The following is a 14,642-nucleotide window of genomic DNA, read 5'->3' on the forward strand; positions in this document are numbered from 1 at the left end:
CGTAGAAGGCTGCCTATAGACATCTAGACCGGTTCATCTGTAGAACGGTTGTTCGTGGATGTCCCAAGAACCAACATAGTTTTAACCCCGGAGTTGATATTGTGCGCTAGCTCCAATACAGACCAACGGAGCGGACAACCCATGAGTGCAGAATACGATATCGCGGAGACGCTCGACGTGAAAGGCGCATCGTGTCCCATGCCGGTCGTGAAGACGAAGTCCGCCATCGACGACCTGAGCGGCGGCGAGGTCCTGGAGGTGCTGGCGACCGACCCCGGCAGCATGAGCGACATCGACGGCTGGGCGGCCGGCACCGACGGCGTGGAACTCGTCGACCAGGTCGAAGGCGAGGACGTCTACAGACACTACGTCCGCAAGGCCGAGTGACGATGAGCACGGACACACCGGAGACGCCGCGCGAGGACGCGCCCTCGCGGGCCGAACTCGCCGCGCGGGTCGAGGAGCTCGAGGCGTCCCTCGCGGAGGCGACGACCGACGACGACGCGAAGAAGATGAGCATCATCGCGACGAAGGGGACCCTCGACATGGCGTACCCGCCGCTCATCCTCGCCAGCACCGCGGCCGCCTTCGACTACGAGGTCACCGTGTTCCACACGTTCTGGGGGCTGGACATCCTCCACGAGGAGCGCTCGAAGGACCTCAAGCTCAGTTCGGTCGGCAACCCGAACATGCCGGTCCCGAACGTGGTCGGTGCGCTCCCCGGCATGGACCGGATGACGACGAAGATGATGGAACGGCGGATCGAGAACAACGACACCGCAACCATCGAGGAACTCGTCGAGACCAGCCTCGACATGGGCGTGGAGTTCCAGGCCTGCCAGATGACCATCGACCTGATGGACTACGACGAGGACGACTTCTACGACGGCGTCACCACCGGCGTGGGTGCGGCGACCGCGCTCCAGGACATGGCCGAGGCCGACATCCAGTTGCTGGTCTGACCGCCCCTTCGTCCCGCGCTTCTCCCCGCCGACGGAGTCGACCGTCCGTCCCCGACTTCCCCCGTTCGCCGTCGGCTACCACTCGGGTTCGAGCGCCTCGAGCAGTCGGTCGAGTTCGGTCCGCGTGTTCACCGCGTGGACGGAGGCGCGAACCGCGTTCGGTTCGGGCAGCGCCCGGACGACGATGTCCTCCTCGGCGAGTCGGGCGACGGTCGCCTCGGGGTCGTCGACGTCGATGGTGACCAGTCCCGATTCGGGCCGCTGGGGGCTGTACAGCCGTTCGGCGGGGACGCCGTCGACGAGGTACGTCGCCAGCCGGCGAACCCGCGATTCGATACCGTCGACGCCGACCTCCTCGACGACGTCGACGGCCTCCCGGAGCGCGACGTGGGGCGCCGGGTTCGCCGAACCCACCTCGAACCGGCGCGCGCCCGCGGCGTACTCGTAGGGGTCGGCCGTCGGCGTCTCGACGCTCCGGTAGCCGACCGTCCGCGGCTGGAGCGTCTCGGCGACGTCGCTGTCGACGTAGAGGAAGCCGCCGCCCCACAGCCCCAGGAGCCACTTGTGGCCGGCCGCCGCGACCGCGTCGGCGTTCCAGTCGGTGACGTCGAACGAGAGCTGTCCGGGCATCTGCACGGCGTCGACCAGCGCCAGCGCCCCGGCGTCGTGGGCGACGTCGACGAGTTCGGCGACGGACAGAACCGTTCCGTGAGTCCAGGTGAGCGCGCTGAAGCAGGCGACCCGCGCGTCGGCGACGGCCTCGGCGAAGGCGTCGACGTCGATGCGGCCGCCCTCCGTCTCGACGACGCGAACCTCGACGCCCTCCTGCCGAAGGCGCTGCCAGGGGAGGACCCCAGCCGGGTGTTCGATGTCCGTGCGGACGACGACGTCGCCCGGCTGCCAGTCGATGGCGTTGGCGACGGCGTTGATGCCCGCCGTCGTGCTCTCTGTGAGGGCGATCTCGTCGGGCGAGGCGCCGACGAACGACGCGACGCGTTCCCGCGTGCGGTCGAACGCCCGGAACGCCGCCTCGTAGGGGTCGTCCGCCACCGGGACGTCGTACTCGTGTGTGCGCTGGAACTCGGCCGCCGCCTCCACGACGTACCGCGGACTCGGCCCGTGGGCACCGAAGTTCAGGTAGACGCCGTCCCGGAGTGCGGGCACGTCGGCGCGGAGCTCTTTCGGGTCCATCGTGCTTACCTCCCCGCGGGACGGTCCAGCGCCGTCCCGGCGTCCGCCGCGGTCCCGTCGGACGCCGGTTCCGACTGCTCGCGGGTGTCGCACGCCGTCGTGCGGAACACCACGGGAACGGCGTCGTTCTCGGCGGGACCGTCGGAAGCACCCCCACCGGCCGCTCGCACGCCACCGCCTACAGGATTTCTCGCCATGTCGCGGGCTACGGACCGCCCGGGTAATAATCTTGTGACTGATACACAATACTATCTGTGGGGAGCGCGGACCGTCAGTCGGTTTCGTCGGCGAACGTCCCCGGCAGGCGCGCGTATATCGTCACGTTGTCGACGAGCGCGTCGACGGTGATGTACTCGTCGACGGCGTGGACCGTGTCGGTCCCGAGCGCGAACTCGACGGTGGGTATCCCGGCGTTCCTGAGCAGTTTCGCGTCCCCGCCCCCGGTCGCGCTCCGGCGGAACACCCGCCGACCGAGCACGTCCTGGGCGGTGGCGGCGACCGTCTCGACGAGCGGGCTGTCGACCGGTTCGACGGTCCCGACGCTCCAGGAGACGTCGGCGACGGTGATGCCCTCACACGAGGCGACGCAGTCGCGGATCTCGGCCAGCATCTCGGGCGTCTCGACGCCGGCCACCAGCCTGATGTCGACCTCGGCGCGCGCGGACTGGGGGACGCTGTTGATGGCCTCGCCGCCCTCGATGGTTCCCAGGTTGATCGACGGCGTGGTGAAGAGACGGCGGGCCGTCGCCGCGCCCATCGCCGGTTCGTAGTAATCGACGGACTCCTCGAGTATCGGCTCCATGTCGGCGCCGACGTCCAGCCTGCGGCTGCCGAACCGCTCGCGGAGTTGCTGGACGGCGTCGTACAGGCGGTCGATGGCGTTCTCGCCCAGCATCGGGCGCGACCCGTGGGCGGCCTCCCCGCGGGCTTCGAGGGTCAGCCAGATGCTCCCGCGGTCGGCGACGGTCACCGAGTGACGGCCCTCCTCGCAGGTCGGTTCGCCGATGACGCAGGCGTCGGCGTCGAGGCGGTTCGCCTCCAAGAGCGCCCGCAGGCCGGCGTCGCCGCCGACTTCCTCGTCGCTGACGAACGCGAACCCGAGGTCGGTCGGCGGCGTGGTTCCGGTCTCGGCGAACGCCTCGACGACGAACAGCATCGCGGCCAGCGGTCCCTTCATGTCGGTCGCGCCGCGGCCGTAGAGCCGGCCGTCGACCCGCTCCCCGAGCGGGTCGTGGGTCCACTCGGGGGCGTCGAACGGGACCGTGTCCAGGTGGCCGTTGAACAGGAACGTCCCGTCACCCGTTCCCGGATAGCTCACGAGGAGGTTCGGCTTCGCCGGGTCGACCGCCAGGCGTTCGACCTCGACGGGGAAGGGGGCGAGGTACTCCTCGACGAGTGAGACGATTTCGCGCGTCTCTCCCGGCGGGTTCGCCGTCTCGACCGCCAGCAGTTCGAGGGCCAGTTCGACGAGGTCGTCGCGGTGGTCCGCGACGTAGGCGGCCGGGTCCCCGGACGGCGTCGTCACGCCGGGACCTCCCGCGTCTCGCTCGCGGCGCTCGTCTCCGCCGCGTCACCGCCGACGAACGTGTCGTTCATGGGTCCCACTTGGGCCGGGAGCGCGAAAAGTGTTCGTTCGGTTCCCAATACTACAATATACTGTTCCGCGGACGGCCGGACGACACTCGACCGCACGGCGTGGGGCGGGCGACGTCGCCCGGAAGTGGGAAGGGGGCTCGAATCGAAGCCCGGTCAGGGACGATGTACGACAGTATCGTGCTTCCCGTCGACGGCAGCGACGAGGCCCGACACGCGGCGAGGCGTGGTCTCGAATTCGCCCGCGCGTTCGGTGCGACCGTCCACGTTCTCCACGTCGTCGAACGGAAGACCCTGCGACTCACGGAAACGGCGGCCGAAAAGTCACGGCTACGGGAACGGGGCGAGGCGGCCGTAGCGGAGATAGCGGACATGGCGTCGGATCCGGGCCCCGTCGAGACGGAACTGCTCGAGGGCAAACCCGCCGCCCGGATCGACGAGTACGCCGACGAGCGGGGTGCCGACCTGATAGTCCTCGGGCGGCAGGGACGGACCGGCCTCGGCAGACGGCTCCTCGGCGGCGTCACCGAGGGGGTCCTCCACCGGAGCGACGTCCCGGTGTTCGTCGTTCCGGGACCCGACGGCGACGCCGGCGAGCCCGCCGGCTACGCTCGCGTTCTCGTCCCGACGGACGGCAGCGAGAACGCCGAGGCGGCCGCCCCCCACGGCGCCGAAGTCGCACGGCAGTTCGGCTCGACGCTCCACGTCCTGAGCGTCGTGGACCTGCAGGCCGCGGGCGGCCTGTTCGACGCCGGCGGACTCGACGCGGCGTTCGTCGAACGCCTCGAGGCGGACGGACAGGTAGCGGTCGACAGGGCCGTGAGCGAGGTGGGGAAACTCGCCCCGGACGTGGCGGTGCGGACCGCCGTCGAGCGGGTAGCGGCCGACGCCGACGCGGCCGTCGGCATCCGCGAGTACGTCGAGGACGCCGACATCGACCTCGTCGTGATGGGCTCGCACGGCCGGTCGAACCTCGGGCGCCAGCTCCTCGGCAGCGTCGCCTCGACCGTCCTTCGAACGGTCGACGTGCCCGTCCTGATCGTGAAGCGAACGTCATGAGCGGTCGGTTCGGTCGGGCCTCCCTCGCCCGGTGGCACGGCGCCCTCGGGGACGGCCGCCGACCCTCGGAATCTTTGCCCTGGTCCCCGTAGGGGAAGACATGTACGACCGTATTCTCGTTGCGACCGACGGGAGTCCCACCGCGAGACGGGCGACGGCGCAGGCGGTCGAGTTGGCCCGACAGACCGGGGCGGCCCTGCACGCGGTGTACGTCGTCGAGACGCGAACCGGCTACGACAACGCCATCGTCGACCCCGAGGTCGTCCGCCGGAACCTCGAAGCCGACGGGCGGGAGGCACTCGCCGCCGTCGAGACCGAGGCCGGGTCGGACCTCGCGGTGACCGCCGCGATTCGGGAGGGCGTCCCCCACGAGGAACTGCTCGCCTACGCCGACGAGCACGGCGTCGACCTCGTCGTTGTCGGCGCGAAGGGCCGCTCGGCGTTCAAGACGCGCCTGCTCGGGAGCGTGACCGAGGCGCTGTTGCACTCGGGGAGCGTGCCCGTACTGGTCGTCGACGGCGCCGACGGGGAGGCGTAGCCGACGGCGGTTCCCGGCGTCGCGGCCCGCCAAGCCGGCTACCCGACTGTCTTCCGGCCGATGACCGTCTCCATCCCGAGTTCGTACAGCGAGAACTCGACGTCCCCGACGGCCTCGTCGAACAGGCGAAACGGCGGGAACCACTCGTTGAGCGTCGCCTCGTCGACGTCCGCGTCCCACTCGCGGACGGGGCCGCGAACGTGGACGCTCCAGGAGTCGTCCGTCGACCCCTCGTAACGGACGAACGTGGCCGTCCCGGTCGTTCGCAGGTACTGCCCCTTCTCGCTGTCGTCGTCGTGCTCGCTCACCCGCAGGAGGAACCGCTCGCCGTCGTAGTGGTAGCTCAGCGGGACCGCGTAGGCGTCGTCGCCGTCCGCCAGCGCGAGGACGCCGTGCTCGCCCGACCGGAGGTGTTCGTCCACTTCGGTCTCGCTCATGCCGCTCGTGTAGACGTACTCGACGTGTTCCATACCGAGGACACGTCGCTGCCGAGGAAGTAGATGCAGCATCTCTAGAGGGGTCGTCGGCGGGAAGGCACTCCTTACTCGTCCGGTTCGGCGGCCGCCCCCGGCGCTCGGCCGCCGTTCGCCCCCCGTTTCGCGTCGAGACTCCGGGGTCGATTTTCACGAGACTGCAACCACCGGTAACTACCAAGAGGGCGGACTGCGACGGGTACCTAGTGGTCGAAGCGCCGCACAGCCAGCCGACGGAGTCGGTCCTCGCCGCCCAGGACACGACCGAGGCGGGCCTCTCGTCCGAGGAGGCTCGACGACGACTCGACGAAGGCGGTCCCAACGATGTCGTCCAGGTGAGCGAGCGGACGCCGTGGACCATCCTCGTGGCGCAGTTCGACAGCGTCCTCATCTGGGTGCTGGTGGCTGCTGCGGCGCTGTCGGTCTGGACCGGTCACGTCGTCGACGCCGTCCTCATCGCTCTCATCGTCGTCGCCAACGGGCTCTTCGGCTTCGTTCAGGACTACCGCGCCGAGCAGAGCCTCGAGGCGCTCCGGGAGTTGACCGCGCCGACGGCGACCGTCCGGCGGGACGGCGAGCGCGTGGAGGTCGACGCGACGGAACTCGTCGCCGGCGACGTCCTCGAACTGGAGAGCGGCGACGTCGTCCCCGCCGACGGGCGGCTCCTCGAGGCGACGGACCTCGGGGTCGACGAGGCGGCGCTCACCGGCGAGAGCGCCCCGGTCTCGAAGTCCACCGAGCCGGTGGCCGCCGACGCCCCGCTGGCCGAGCGCGAGAGCATGGTGTACAAGGGGACGAACGTCACCCGCGGGAAGGCGGCCGTGGTCGTCGCCGCGACCGGCATGGACACCGAGGTCGGCGCCATCGCCCGGGAACTGGCGGCGACCGAGGAGACGCAGACGCCGCTGCAACACGAACTCGACCGACTCGGACGCCGGATCGGGCTCGGCGTCCTCCTGCTGGCCGCCCTCGTCGTTCCCCTCCTGGTGTTTCGAGGGACGCAACCGCTCCAGGCCGGTCTCACCGCGGTGTCGCTCGCGGTCGCCGCCGTCCCAGAGGGGCTGCCGGCCGTGGTGACGCTGACGCTCGCGCTCGGCGTGCGGACGATGGCCGACGAGAACGCCCTCGTCCGCCGGCTGCCGGCCGTCGAGGCGCTGGGCGCCGTCGACGTCGTCTGCACCGACAAGACCGGGACGCTGACCGAGGGGCGGATGACCGTCAGCGAACTGTGGGTCAACGACGCCGTCGTCGACTTCGAGGGGCGCGAGGACGCCCCCGACGAGCGCGTCGAGTTACTGTTGCGGGCCGGCGCGCTCTGCAACGACGCGACCCTGGAGGACGGCGACCCGACCGAGCGGGCGCTCGTGCAGGCGGCCGCCGACTACGGGTTCGACGTCGCGGACCTGCGGGAGCGACAGCCCCGGACCGACGAGATCCCCTTCTCCTCGGACCGGAAGTGGATGGGAACGGTTCACGGCGACGTCGGGTACGTCAAGGGGGCGCCGGACGTCGTCCTCTCGAAGTCCTCGCGCGTGCTGACGGCGGACGGTCCCGCCGACCTCACCTCGGCGGCGGCCGACCGCGTCCGCCAGCAGGTTCGCGCCTTCGCCGACGACGCGCTCCGCGTGCTGGCCGTCGCCTACGCCGAGGACCCGGACGACATCGACAGTGACCTCGTCTTCGTCGGCCTGGTCGGCATGATCGACCCGCCGCGGGCGGAGGTCGCCGACGCCATCGCGGCGACCGAGGGCGCGGGCATCGACGTGAAGATGGTGACCGGCGACAACGTCCGTACGGCCGCCGCCATCGCGGGGTCGCTGGGGATGGGTCGAGCGGTGATGGAGGGCGGCGAGATAGAGGGGATGGACGAGGACACCCTCCGCGAGCGCGTCGAGACCGTCGACGTGTTCGCCCGAACCTCCCCCGAGCACAAGGTTCGCATCCTGCGTGCGCTGCAGGCCAACGGCCACGTCGTCGCGATGACCGGCGACGGCGTCAACGACGCCCCGGCGCTGAAGAACGCCGACATCGGCGTGGCGATGGGGGTCCGCGGCACCGACGTGGCCAAACACGCAAGCGACGTGGTGCTGCTCGACGACAACTACGCGACCATCGAGCGGGCCGTCGAGCGCGGACGGGCCATCTTCGACAACGTCTGGAAGTTCGTCGCCTACCTGTTGAGCGCGAACGTCGCCGAGGTCGCAATCGTCTTTCTCGCCTCGCTGTTCGGCTACCTCGTGTTGCCGGCGGTCCAGTTGCTGTGGATAAACCTGCTGACCGACGGCCTGCCGGCGCTGGCACTCGGCGCGGACCCACAGAGCGGCGACGTGATGGAACGACCGCCACGGGACCCCGACCGGGGCATCGTCGACCGTCAGATGCTCGCGCTCGTCGGGGGTGCCGGGACGGTGTCGACGGCCGTCATGCTCGGATTGATGTTCGACAGCCTCGGCGGAGCGGCCGCCGTCACGCCGTACGCGATGACGATGGTGTTCACGGGGTTCGTCGCGCTCGAGTTCGAGAAGCTGTACGTCATCCGGTGGTTCCGGGAGACGCCCACGTTCTCGAACCCGTGGCTCGCGCTCGCGGTCGGGACGTCGCTCGCGCTCCAGTTGGCCGTCCTCTACACCCCGCTCAACCGGTACTTCGGGACGGTGCCGCTCGGCGTCGCCGACTGGCTGGAAATCGGCGCCGTCCTCGCGGTCGCGCTCCCCGGGTATCTCGTGGTCGTCGTCGCCATCCGTCGGTATCTCTCCCCCACCGTCGACACCGACTAGCTCCGGATCGACCCTCCGAGCCCGACGACCAGCGCCATCAGCGCCGAGCCGACCAGCAGTATCCACCCTCCGGCGACCAGGATCGCACCGGTCACCCCCGGGAACCGTCCGACGAGCGGGACGAAGATTCGGAGGTCGAACCCGACCACGAGCAGCGCACCCACCACGTCGAAGACGAGGTCGACGGCGGTGTCGCGCCGCCCGTAGTGGACCAGCACGGGCTCGATGTCGAACCGCTCGCCGACCTCGCGTGCGACCAGCTCGATCAGTTCCCAGAAGACGCCGACCGCGAACGTGGCCACCACGGTCACGGCCGCGGCCGTTCCCGGCGGGCCGTCGTCCCCGGCGAGGTCCGGCAGCGCGACGATGACGCCGGCGTACAGCAGCGCCGCGAGCAGCGCCGCGGAGACGGTGTGCGTGAGGTTGTCCCACCACCACCTCGACTCGTACAGCCCCAGCATACCGAGCGAGTGGAGGAAGCCGGCGACGCCGAGCCACAGCGGGAGTCTCGGGTCGACGGGGACGTTCCAGGCGATCTCGACGGCGGCCGGGAGCACGGCGAGTGCGAACGACCCGATCGCGTTGATGGCGGCGGCGGCGTTTCGGCGCCGAACCGCCACGGCGAACAGACAGAGGATGGCGCCCTGGAGCAGGAATCCCGCGAGCGCTATCGGTCCCACCATCGGCGACTCACGTTCGGGTCCCGTCCGGAGCGACGAAGGTTCTTCGGTCGTCGGGACTCCACGGGATCGTGTCGGGTCGTATCACGCCCGCCCTCAGTAGTCGGCCTCGCGGTAGCGGGCGGGCACGTACGCCAGCAGGTGATCGGGGAGACGCGGCGAGAGCACCTCCTCGACGAGGGCGGCCGCCAGCGCCGGCAGGAGGCGCCGGACGGCCGTGTAGACGACCGCGACGGCCAGCGCCGCGACGACGACCCCGTAGAAGAGTCCCTCCAGGGTCACCAAAAGCGGCACGGCGAGTGCGCCCGAAAGCAGGAGGTCGCCGGGAGAGCCGTCGTAGCGGACCCAGCGCCGGGGTTCGATCCACCGCTCGCCGTGGTGGTCGTAGACGGCGCGGTCGGAGGTCGCCTCCCAGGGCCGCAGTTCCAGCCCCCCGCCGAAGACGTCGGCGACGCTGTGGACGGCCGCCCCGACGAGGAAGAACGCGGCGAAGGCGGTCGCCACCGACGGGACGAGGCCGGCGACCGCCACCACCGGAACCGCGAGTGCGGAGTAGTACACCGGGTAGTGTAGCGACTTCCGGTGTTCGACGTACATGTCCAGGTCCGGGAAGACCCCGCCGAGGAGCCCGGCCAGGAGGGCCGGACCGGCCAGCTCCGGCGCTGCGAACGCGACGGGCAGCGCCAGCGCCATCCCCACGAGGGCGTGGGTCGGGAGCATCATCGTGTCCCATCGTAGGGGACACGACCGAATCAGTGTGTCGGTGGTCCGACCCGGGGGCGGGCAGACGCTCCGTTCTTTCCGGTCCGGCGAACGGCCAGCGACGGCTCCGACCGACCACGTCGGCGCCGTTCCGCCGGTAGCTCCCCGGGCCGTGACAGCACGTCTAGACATTGAGTGTAGTTGAGTGGTACAGAATGGTATAGGAAGGAAAAGTTTATATCCCATCGTCGCGTATCCGTAGGTACGATGAGCCAGAACGACTCCCCGGTAAGCACGGTCTTCGAAGTGCAGCGCAACGCCATCGAGCAGACCCACGACATCGTCGCTCGCTCCGTCGAACTCCAACAGGACGTCAACGGCCGCATGCTCGACACGGTCGGCCCGGCCCGCGACGTCTCCGAGCGGAGCAACGACCTCGTCCGGACGGGCGTCGAGACGTACTTCGACGCCATCGAGGCCGCCGTCCCCGGTGACCAGGAGGTCGTCGCGGACCTGCGGGAGACCATCGACGAACAGCTCGACACCCTCGAGGAGACCCAGACCGACGCCTTCGATCAGCTCGAGGAGAACCTCGAGGACGGCTCCGAGTCCGTCGACGAACTGCTCGAGGAGTTCCTCGAAACGCTCGACGAACAGGTCGAGTCGCTGATGGAGGCCAACGAGGACCTCGAATCCCAGACCGTCGACGCCTACGACCAGCTCGAGGAGGCCATCGAGGACCTCCAGGCCGAACTCGAAGAGCAAAGCGAGGAGTTCCAGGAGCGCTTCGAAGACCAGCTCGACGAACTCCAGGAGCGCATCGAAGAACAGACCGAGACGCTGCAGGACCAGGTCGAGGACGTCACCCAGCAGGTCGAAGACGCCACCGAGGACGTCAACCCCGCCGCCTGACGCTCCGTAGCGAGGCACCTGTTCCCTTCTTCCCTTTCGACGCGCCGAGTAGCCGCGGTGCCGTGCGTCCCGTGCGTCCCGTGCGTCCCCTGGTCCGTTCCGTACGTCCAGCGTGGACGGGGCGTGAGCGGCGATTTAGGTATCGAGGACGGCGTCGAAGAGCTTCGACTGTGCGGCCGAGATGTGTTCGGCGAACGTCGACCTGCTGATGTCGAGTTCGTCGGCGACTTCGCCGGCGTTGGCGCCCTTCGGGTGGTCGAAGTAGCCCATCCCGTGTGCGGTCTCGAGGACCTCCTGCTGTCTGTCGGTCAGCTCACCCCGGTCGACGAACAGGAGGTCGTCGCCGGGCCGTTCGTGCTCCGAGCGGAGGAGCCGCTGGACGTCGACGGTCGGGAACGCCTCCTGGAGGGCGCCCATGATTCCCTGCAGTTCCGCCATGTCGGCCGCGTGGAAGACGAGCCGCAGGCTTCCCTTCCGGGCCCGGACGTCGGCGAGCGGGGCGTCGAACCGCTCGACGAGTTCGCAGGGACAGCCCCGCCCGCGCTCGCGGGTGAACCGGTAGACGGTCGCGGCGCCGTACTCGAAGACGCTGGACAGTTCGACGTCGGTCCCGGTGACGGGGTCGTCGGACTCGATGGTGAACTCCTCGGTCACACGCTCCGGATCCCCGGCTGGGACGGCCTTCGAGACGGAATGGGCCGGTGCGCCGGCAGCGATCGAGGTCTCGACGACGGGACAGGTGCCCGCCGGATCGACGTTCACTTCCGCGCGTATCCCCGGACTCATCGCCCGGAATTGACGCCTCGAACACCTAAGTCTGTCTGCGACCGCCGGGCGACCGCTCCGGGCGTATAAATACCCCAAGTATCGTGGGTGTGGATACGCGGCGGTTCGGCCTCTTCCGACAGGTATGTCGAGTATCCGGGAACGGTCCGGCCGTCACGAAGGGACGACCGGGCGACCGACGAGCGAACCGGTCGATACGATGGCGGCGCTGGACGCGCTCGAGGACCCCGACTGCCGGGCGCTGCTGGAGGCGACCACCGGGGAGGCGCTGACCGCACACGAACTGATCGAGGCGTGTGACGTTCCGCGGTCGACGACCTACCGGAAGGTCGAACGGCTCGTAGCGGCCGGCCTCCTCGAGGAGCGGGTTCGGATCCGTTCCGACGGGAAACACGCCAGCGAGTACCGTCGTGCCTTCGAGAACGTCGTCGTCTCGCTGTCCGCTTCCGACGGCATCGAGGTCGGGATCTCGGGCTCGGCGCCCGGGGAGGCGTGACGTGCGCCGCGCGGGTGTGACGGACACCGCCCGTCGGTGGTCGGAACCGCGACGACCCACGGTCGGTGCGTAGATGGTCCCCGACGGTCCGGTAGTGGCCGGCGACCGCCTCCCGTTCCGTTCGGGCCCCCGCTCCCCGGGCCCCCGGATCGGGGACCGTCCGCGAGCCCCCGGTACCGGCCTCGTGGAGAATCACCCAGTATATACAGGAGGGGGATCTACGGCCGGACGACCCCGGTCGACGCCGGGAGGAACGGACAGCAGCCGATGACTACCTACGTGTTCACATGCTCGGACTGCGGGCAGGAGATCGAGGTCAACGGGTCGATGCGGGAGGCCATCCTCTCCAGCGGCTGTCCGGTCTGTACCGAGCCGGTCGAGACGGCCGACTTCGAGACGGAGTGAGGAACGCCCGCCGGACAGTGTCAGTTCTTCTCGCGGTCGACCTCGACGAGACGGCCGCTCAGCGTCTCGGGCGTCAGCCGGTAGAGCTCGATGTCGAGGTCGCCCTTCTGCTTCGGCCAGATCTCGAACAGTGGCCGCTTTGCCGATCCGTACTGCTGGATGTCCTCGACGGTGAGTTCGTCCGGGTCGATCCGTTCGAGCGTTCCGATAGCGATGACGCTGCGGTAGCTCTCGTCGACCTCCTCGTAGACGACGAGCCTCGCGGCCGGCGAGGACGCCAGGAACCGCCGCTTTTCGCTTTCGGGCGTCGATACCAGCCGCATGTAGAACTGCCGGTCTTCGGCGTCGAAACCGTAGGAGACGGGAATCGCGTACGGCTCGTCGGTCCGGGCGAGCGCCAGCACGCCGGTCTCCTGGCGACCGAGGAACGCCTCGGTCGCCTCGGGGGACATCTCGGTACGGCGGTCGATGGCCATACCGAACCAACCCTGCCCGGACATTTATAGATAGTGCGAGGCGCCGTCGCCGGTCAGTCGGCGGCGGCGTCGGCGGCCTCGCCCGGTCGCGGCGCCGTCTCCGGTTCGAGGATGTCCCGTGCCTCGGCGGCGAGTTCGTTCATCACCGCACGGCCCTCCCGATTTCGGGTGACGATCCCGTCCTCCTCGAGCCGCTGGAGGTGGTGACTGACGGTGCTCGGATCGCGGCCCAGGTCGTCGGCGAGGTCGCTCACGGAGGCGGCGCCGAGTCGCGCCAGCGCGTCGATGACGTCGGCCGTCGCGTCGTCGTTCAGGGCGGCGGCCAGTTCGATGTCCTCGGTGTAGGCGGGGTAGAACCGGCGCTTGCCGCGGAGCTTCGCCCCCGAGACCAATCCCTCCCGTTCGAGGACCTTCATGTGGTGTCGGGTCGTCGACAGCGGCAGGTCGGCCCGCTCGCTGACCGCCGAGAGGTACGACCCCGGCGTCGCGTCGACGATCTCGTAGACGCGTTCGCGCGCCTCGTGCTCCAGCGGGTCGGAGTCGTCGTACCGGCTGTACCGCAGCGGGAAGACGAACGGCTTGATCTTCTCCAGCAGCGACGAGAGGTAGCCCGTGGCCGCCGTTCCGGCGCCCGAACCGCTCGCGGCGCCGACCAGCGGCGTCGACCGGACGGCCGCGGCGGCCGCAATCGCGCCGAGACCGAGCGCGACACCGCCGCCCGCGTCGGCCGGCACCGGCTGACCGCCGCTCGCGCCGGCCGAGAGAGCCGCCGGCTCGTCGGGGCCGATGCTCGCAACGGCTCTCTCGGCGTCGTACGCGTCCGAGGCGTCGTCCGAGGACCGGTCGTCGGATTCGGTTGCCGGCTCGCGGACCGAGAGGCGGGTGTTCGGCTCGTTCGCGTCGACAGGGACCGATTCCGCCCCCTCCGTGCCGTCGAACGGCAGACCGACCGACCCCTGTTCGTCGGTGGCGTCCGTGGTGGACTCGATGAGTTCGAACGTCCGGTAGGCGGTCCCGCTGGTGGTTCCGTCCACCGTCTCGGCGGCCCCGTCGATGGTCTCCGTCGTCGCGTTGACCGTCTCGTCGACCGCCTCGGTCACGTTCTCGGCGGTGTCGTCGTCGCGCTCCCGATCCGAGGCGTCGTCGGTTTCGTCCGTCCCTCCGGCGTCGTCGGTCGCGCTCTCCTCATCGGCGTCGTCGGCCGATTCCTCGCCCGTCGACCCGTCGTCGGTCGAGTTACTGTCGGTCGAGTTCCCGTCGGAGGTGTCGTCGTCGGAACCGAACGCACTGCTGACGCCGTCCTCGACCGAACTGTCCGACCCGGCCGCCGCGATGGCTGGCGCGCCCGCGAACGAACAGGCAACGAGCAGCGCCAGCAGCACGGCGAGCAGTCGCCGTGTGGTAGTATTTGACATGGATGGCGAGTTCCTAGGACCGAAGTTACCCGAACATTCGGGTATTGCTTGAAATGAATTGCGCGGGGTATTCGTGGGCGTATAAGTAGGGACCGCTACTTCGCGTCCCGGTTCGGACCGATCATACCTGTTATATCTACTGGCAGATGCGTCCAAATCTGTCAACATTTGCCGCCC

At 69.5% G+C, this 14,642-nt stretch carries 16 protein-coding genes; 8 read left to right on the plus strand and 8 right to left on the minus strand.

Annotated features, from left to right (window positions below; all coding sequences use genetic code 11):
- Positions 1 to 141: 141 nt before the first annotated feature.
- Positions 142 to 387: a sulfurtransferase TusA family protein gene (locus tag NLF94_RS01875; protein WP_254839758.1), complete on the plus strand. Its 246-nt coding sequence runs from the start codon at positions 142 to 144 to the stop codon at positions 385 to 387.
- 2 nt (positions 388 to 389) lie between these two features.
- Positions 390 to 962, plus strand: a complete 573-nt coding sequence (locus tag NLF94_RS01880; RefSeq protein WP_254839759.1) for a DsrE/DsrF/DrsH-like family protein — start codon at positions 390 to 392, stop codon at positions 960 to 962.
- Between the two features lie 75 nt (positions 963 to 1,037).
- Here NLF94_RS01880 and NLF94_RS01885 read toward each other — a convergent pair whose 3' ends face one another.
- Positions 1,038 to 2,153, minus strand: a complete 1,116-nt coding sequence (locus NLF94_RS01885; protein ID WP_254839760.1) for an aminotransferase class V-fold PLP-dependent enzyme — start codon at positions 2,151 to 2,153, stop codon at positions 1,038 to 1,040.
- Between the two features lie 271 nt (positions 2,154 to 2,424).
- On the minus strand, positions 2,425 to 3,678 hold the full coding sequence (locus tag NLF94_RS01890) for a M20 family metallopeptidase (protein WP_254839761.1): 1,254 nt from the start codon (positions 3,676 to 3,678) through the stop codon (positions 2,425 to 2,427).
- A 233-nt stretch (positions 3,679 to 3,911) separates the two neighbouring features.
- On the opposite strand from NLF94_RS01890, the gene NLF94_RS01895 reads away from it, so the two are divergent.
- Complete coding sequence (locus NLF94_RS01895; protein ID WP_254839762.1) at positions 3,912 to 4,805, plus strand: universal stress protein; 894 nt, start codon at positions 3,912 to 3,914, stop codon at positions 4,803 to 4,805.
- Between the two features lie 100 nt (positions 4,806 to 4,905).
- Positions 4,906 to 5,343: a universal stress protein gene (locus NLF94_RS01900; RefSeq protein ID WP_254839763.1), complete on the plus strand. Its 438-nt coding sequence runs from the start codon at positions 4,906 to 4,908 to the stop codon at positions 5,341 to 5,343.
- Between the two features lie 38 nt (positions 5,344 to 5,381).
- Here the strand turns inward: NLF94_RS01900 and NLF94_RS01905 are convergent, their stop codons facing one another.
- Positions 5,382 to 5,813: a pyridoxamine 5'-phosphate oxidase family protein gene (locus NLF94_RS01905; protein WP_254839764.1), complete on the minus strand. Its 432-nt coding sequence runs from the start codon at positions 5,811 to 5,813 to the stop codon at positions 5,382 to 5,384.
- A gap of 209 nt (positions 5,814 to 6,022) precedes the next feature.
- Between NLF94_RS01905 and NLF94_RS01910 the strand changes: the two genes are divergently transcribed.
- Positions 6,023 to 8,593, plus strand: coding sequence for a cation-translocating P-type ATPase (locus NLF94_RS01910; protein WP_254839765.1), 2,571 nt, complete (start codon positions 6,023 to 6,025; stop codon positions 8,591 to 8,593).
- On the opposite strand, the gene NLF94_RS01915 is transcribed toward NLF94_RS01910, so the two are convergent.
- Both NLF94_RS01915 and NLF94_RS01920 read right to left on the minus strand, forming a co-directional pair.
- Complete coding sequence (locus NLF94_RS01915) at positions 8,590 to 9,276, minus strand: DUF2238 domain-containing protein (RefSeq protein ID WP_254839766.1); 687 nt, start codon at positions 9,274 to 9,276, stop codon at positions 8,590 to 8,592. The two genes, NLF94_RS01910 and NLF94_RS01915, sit on opposite strands and share 4 nt — an antisense overlap.
- Before the next feature lie 93 nt (positions 9,277 to 9,369).
- Positions 9,370 to 9,996, minus strand: coding sequence for a metal-dependent hydrolase (locus NLF94_RS01920; protein ID WP_254839767.1), 627 nt, complete (start codon positions 9,994 to 9,996; stop codon positions 9,370 to 9,372).
- Positions 9,997 to 10,242: 246 nt separating this feature from the next.
- Here NLF94_RS01920 and NLF94_RS01925 point away from each other — a divergent pair, with 246 nt between their 5' ends.
- A complete protein-coding gene (locus NLF94_RS01925) occupies positions 10,243 to 10,887 on the plus strand; it encodes a hypothetical protein (protein WP_254839768.1) in 645 nt (214 codons plus the stop codon).
- A 135-nt stretch (positions 10,888 to 11,022) separates the two neighbouring features.
- Here the strand turns inward: NLF94_RS01925 and NLF94_RS01930 are convergent, their stop codons facing one another.
- Positions 11,023 to 11,673, minus strand: a complete 651-nt coding sequence (locus NLF94_RS01930) for a helix-turn-helix domain-containing protein (protein ID WP_254839769.1) — start codon at positions 11,671 to 11,673, stop codon at positions 11,023 to 11,025.
- A 124-nt stretch (positions 11,674 to 11,797) separates the two neighbouring features.
- On the opposite strand from NLF94_RS01930, the gene NLF94_RS01935 reads away from it, so the two are divergent.
- Together NLF94_RS01935 and NLF94_RS01940 are read left to right on the plus strand one after the other, a co-directional pair.
- Entirely contained in the window at positions 11,798 to 12,169 is a 372-nt protein-coding gene (locus NLF94_RS01935) for a winged helix-turn-helix domain-containing protein (RefSeq protein ID WP_254839770.1), read from the plus strand.
- 267 nt (positions 12,170 to 12,436) lie between these two features.
- Positions 12,437 to 12,574 carry a DUF7560 family zinc ribbon protein gene (locus tag NLF94_RS01940; RefSeq protein WP_254839771.1) on the plus strand — a complete coding sequence of 46 codons (138 nt, stop codon included), beginning with the start codon at positions 12,437 to 12,439 and terminating at the stop codon, positions 12,572 to 12,574.
- A 20-nt stretch (positions 12,575 to 12,594) separates the two neighbouring features.
- Here the strand turns inward: NLF94_RS01940 and NLF94_RS01945 are convergent, their stop codons facing one another.
- Positions 12,595 to 13,050: a pyridoxamine 5'-phosphate oxidase family protein gene (locus NLF94_RS01945; RefSeq protein ID WP_254839772.1), complete on the minus strand. Its 456-nt coding sequence runs from the start codon at positions 13,048 to 13,050 to the stop codon at positions 12,595 to 12,597.
- 53 nt (positions 13,051 to 13,103) lie between these two features.
- Positions 13,104 to 14,465: a winged helix-turn-helix transcriptional regulator gene (locus tag NLF94_RS01950; RefSeq protein WP_254839773.1), complete on the minus strand. Its 1,362-nt coding sequence runs from the start codon at positions 14,463 to 14,465 to the stop codon at positions 13,104 to 13,106.
- Positions 14,466 to 14,642 lie beyond the last annotated feature (177 nt).

Source organism: Natronomonas marina (assembly GCF_024298905.1).
In the GTDB taxonomy this organism is placed as follows: domain Archaea; phylum Halobacteriota; class Halobacteria; order Halobacteriales; family Haloarculaceae; genus Natronomonas; species Natronomonas marina.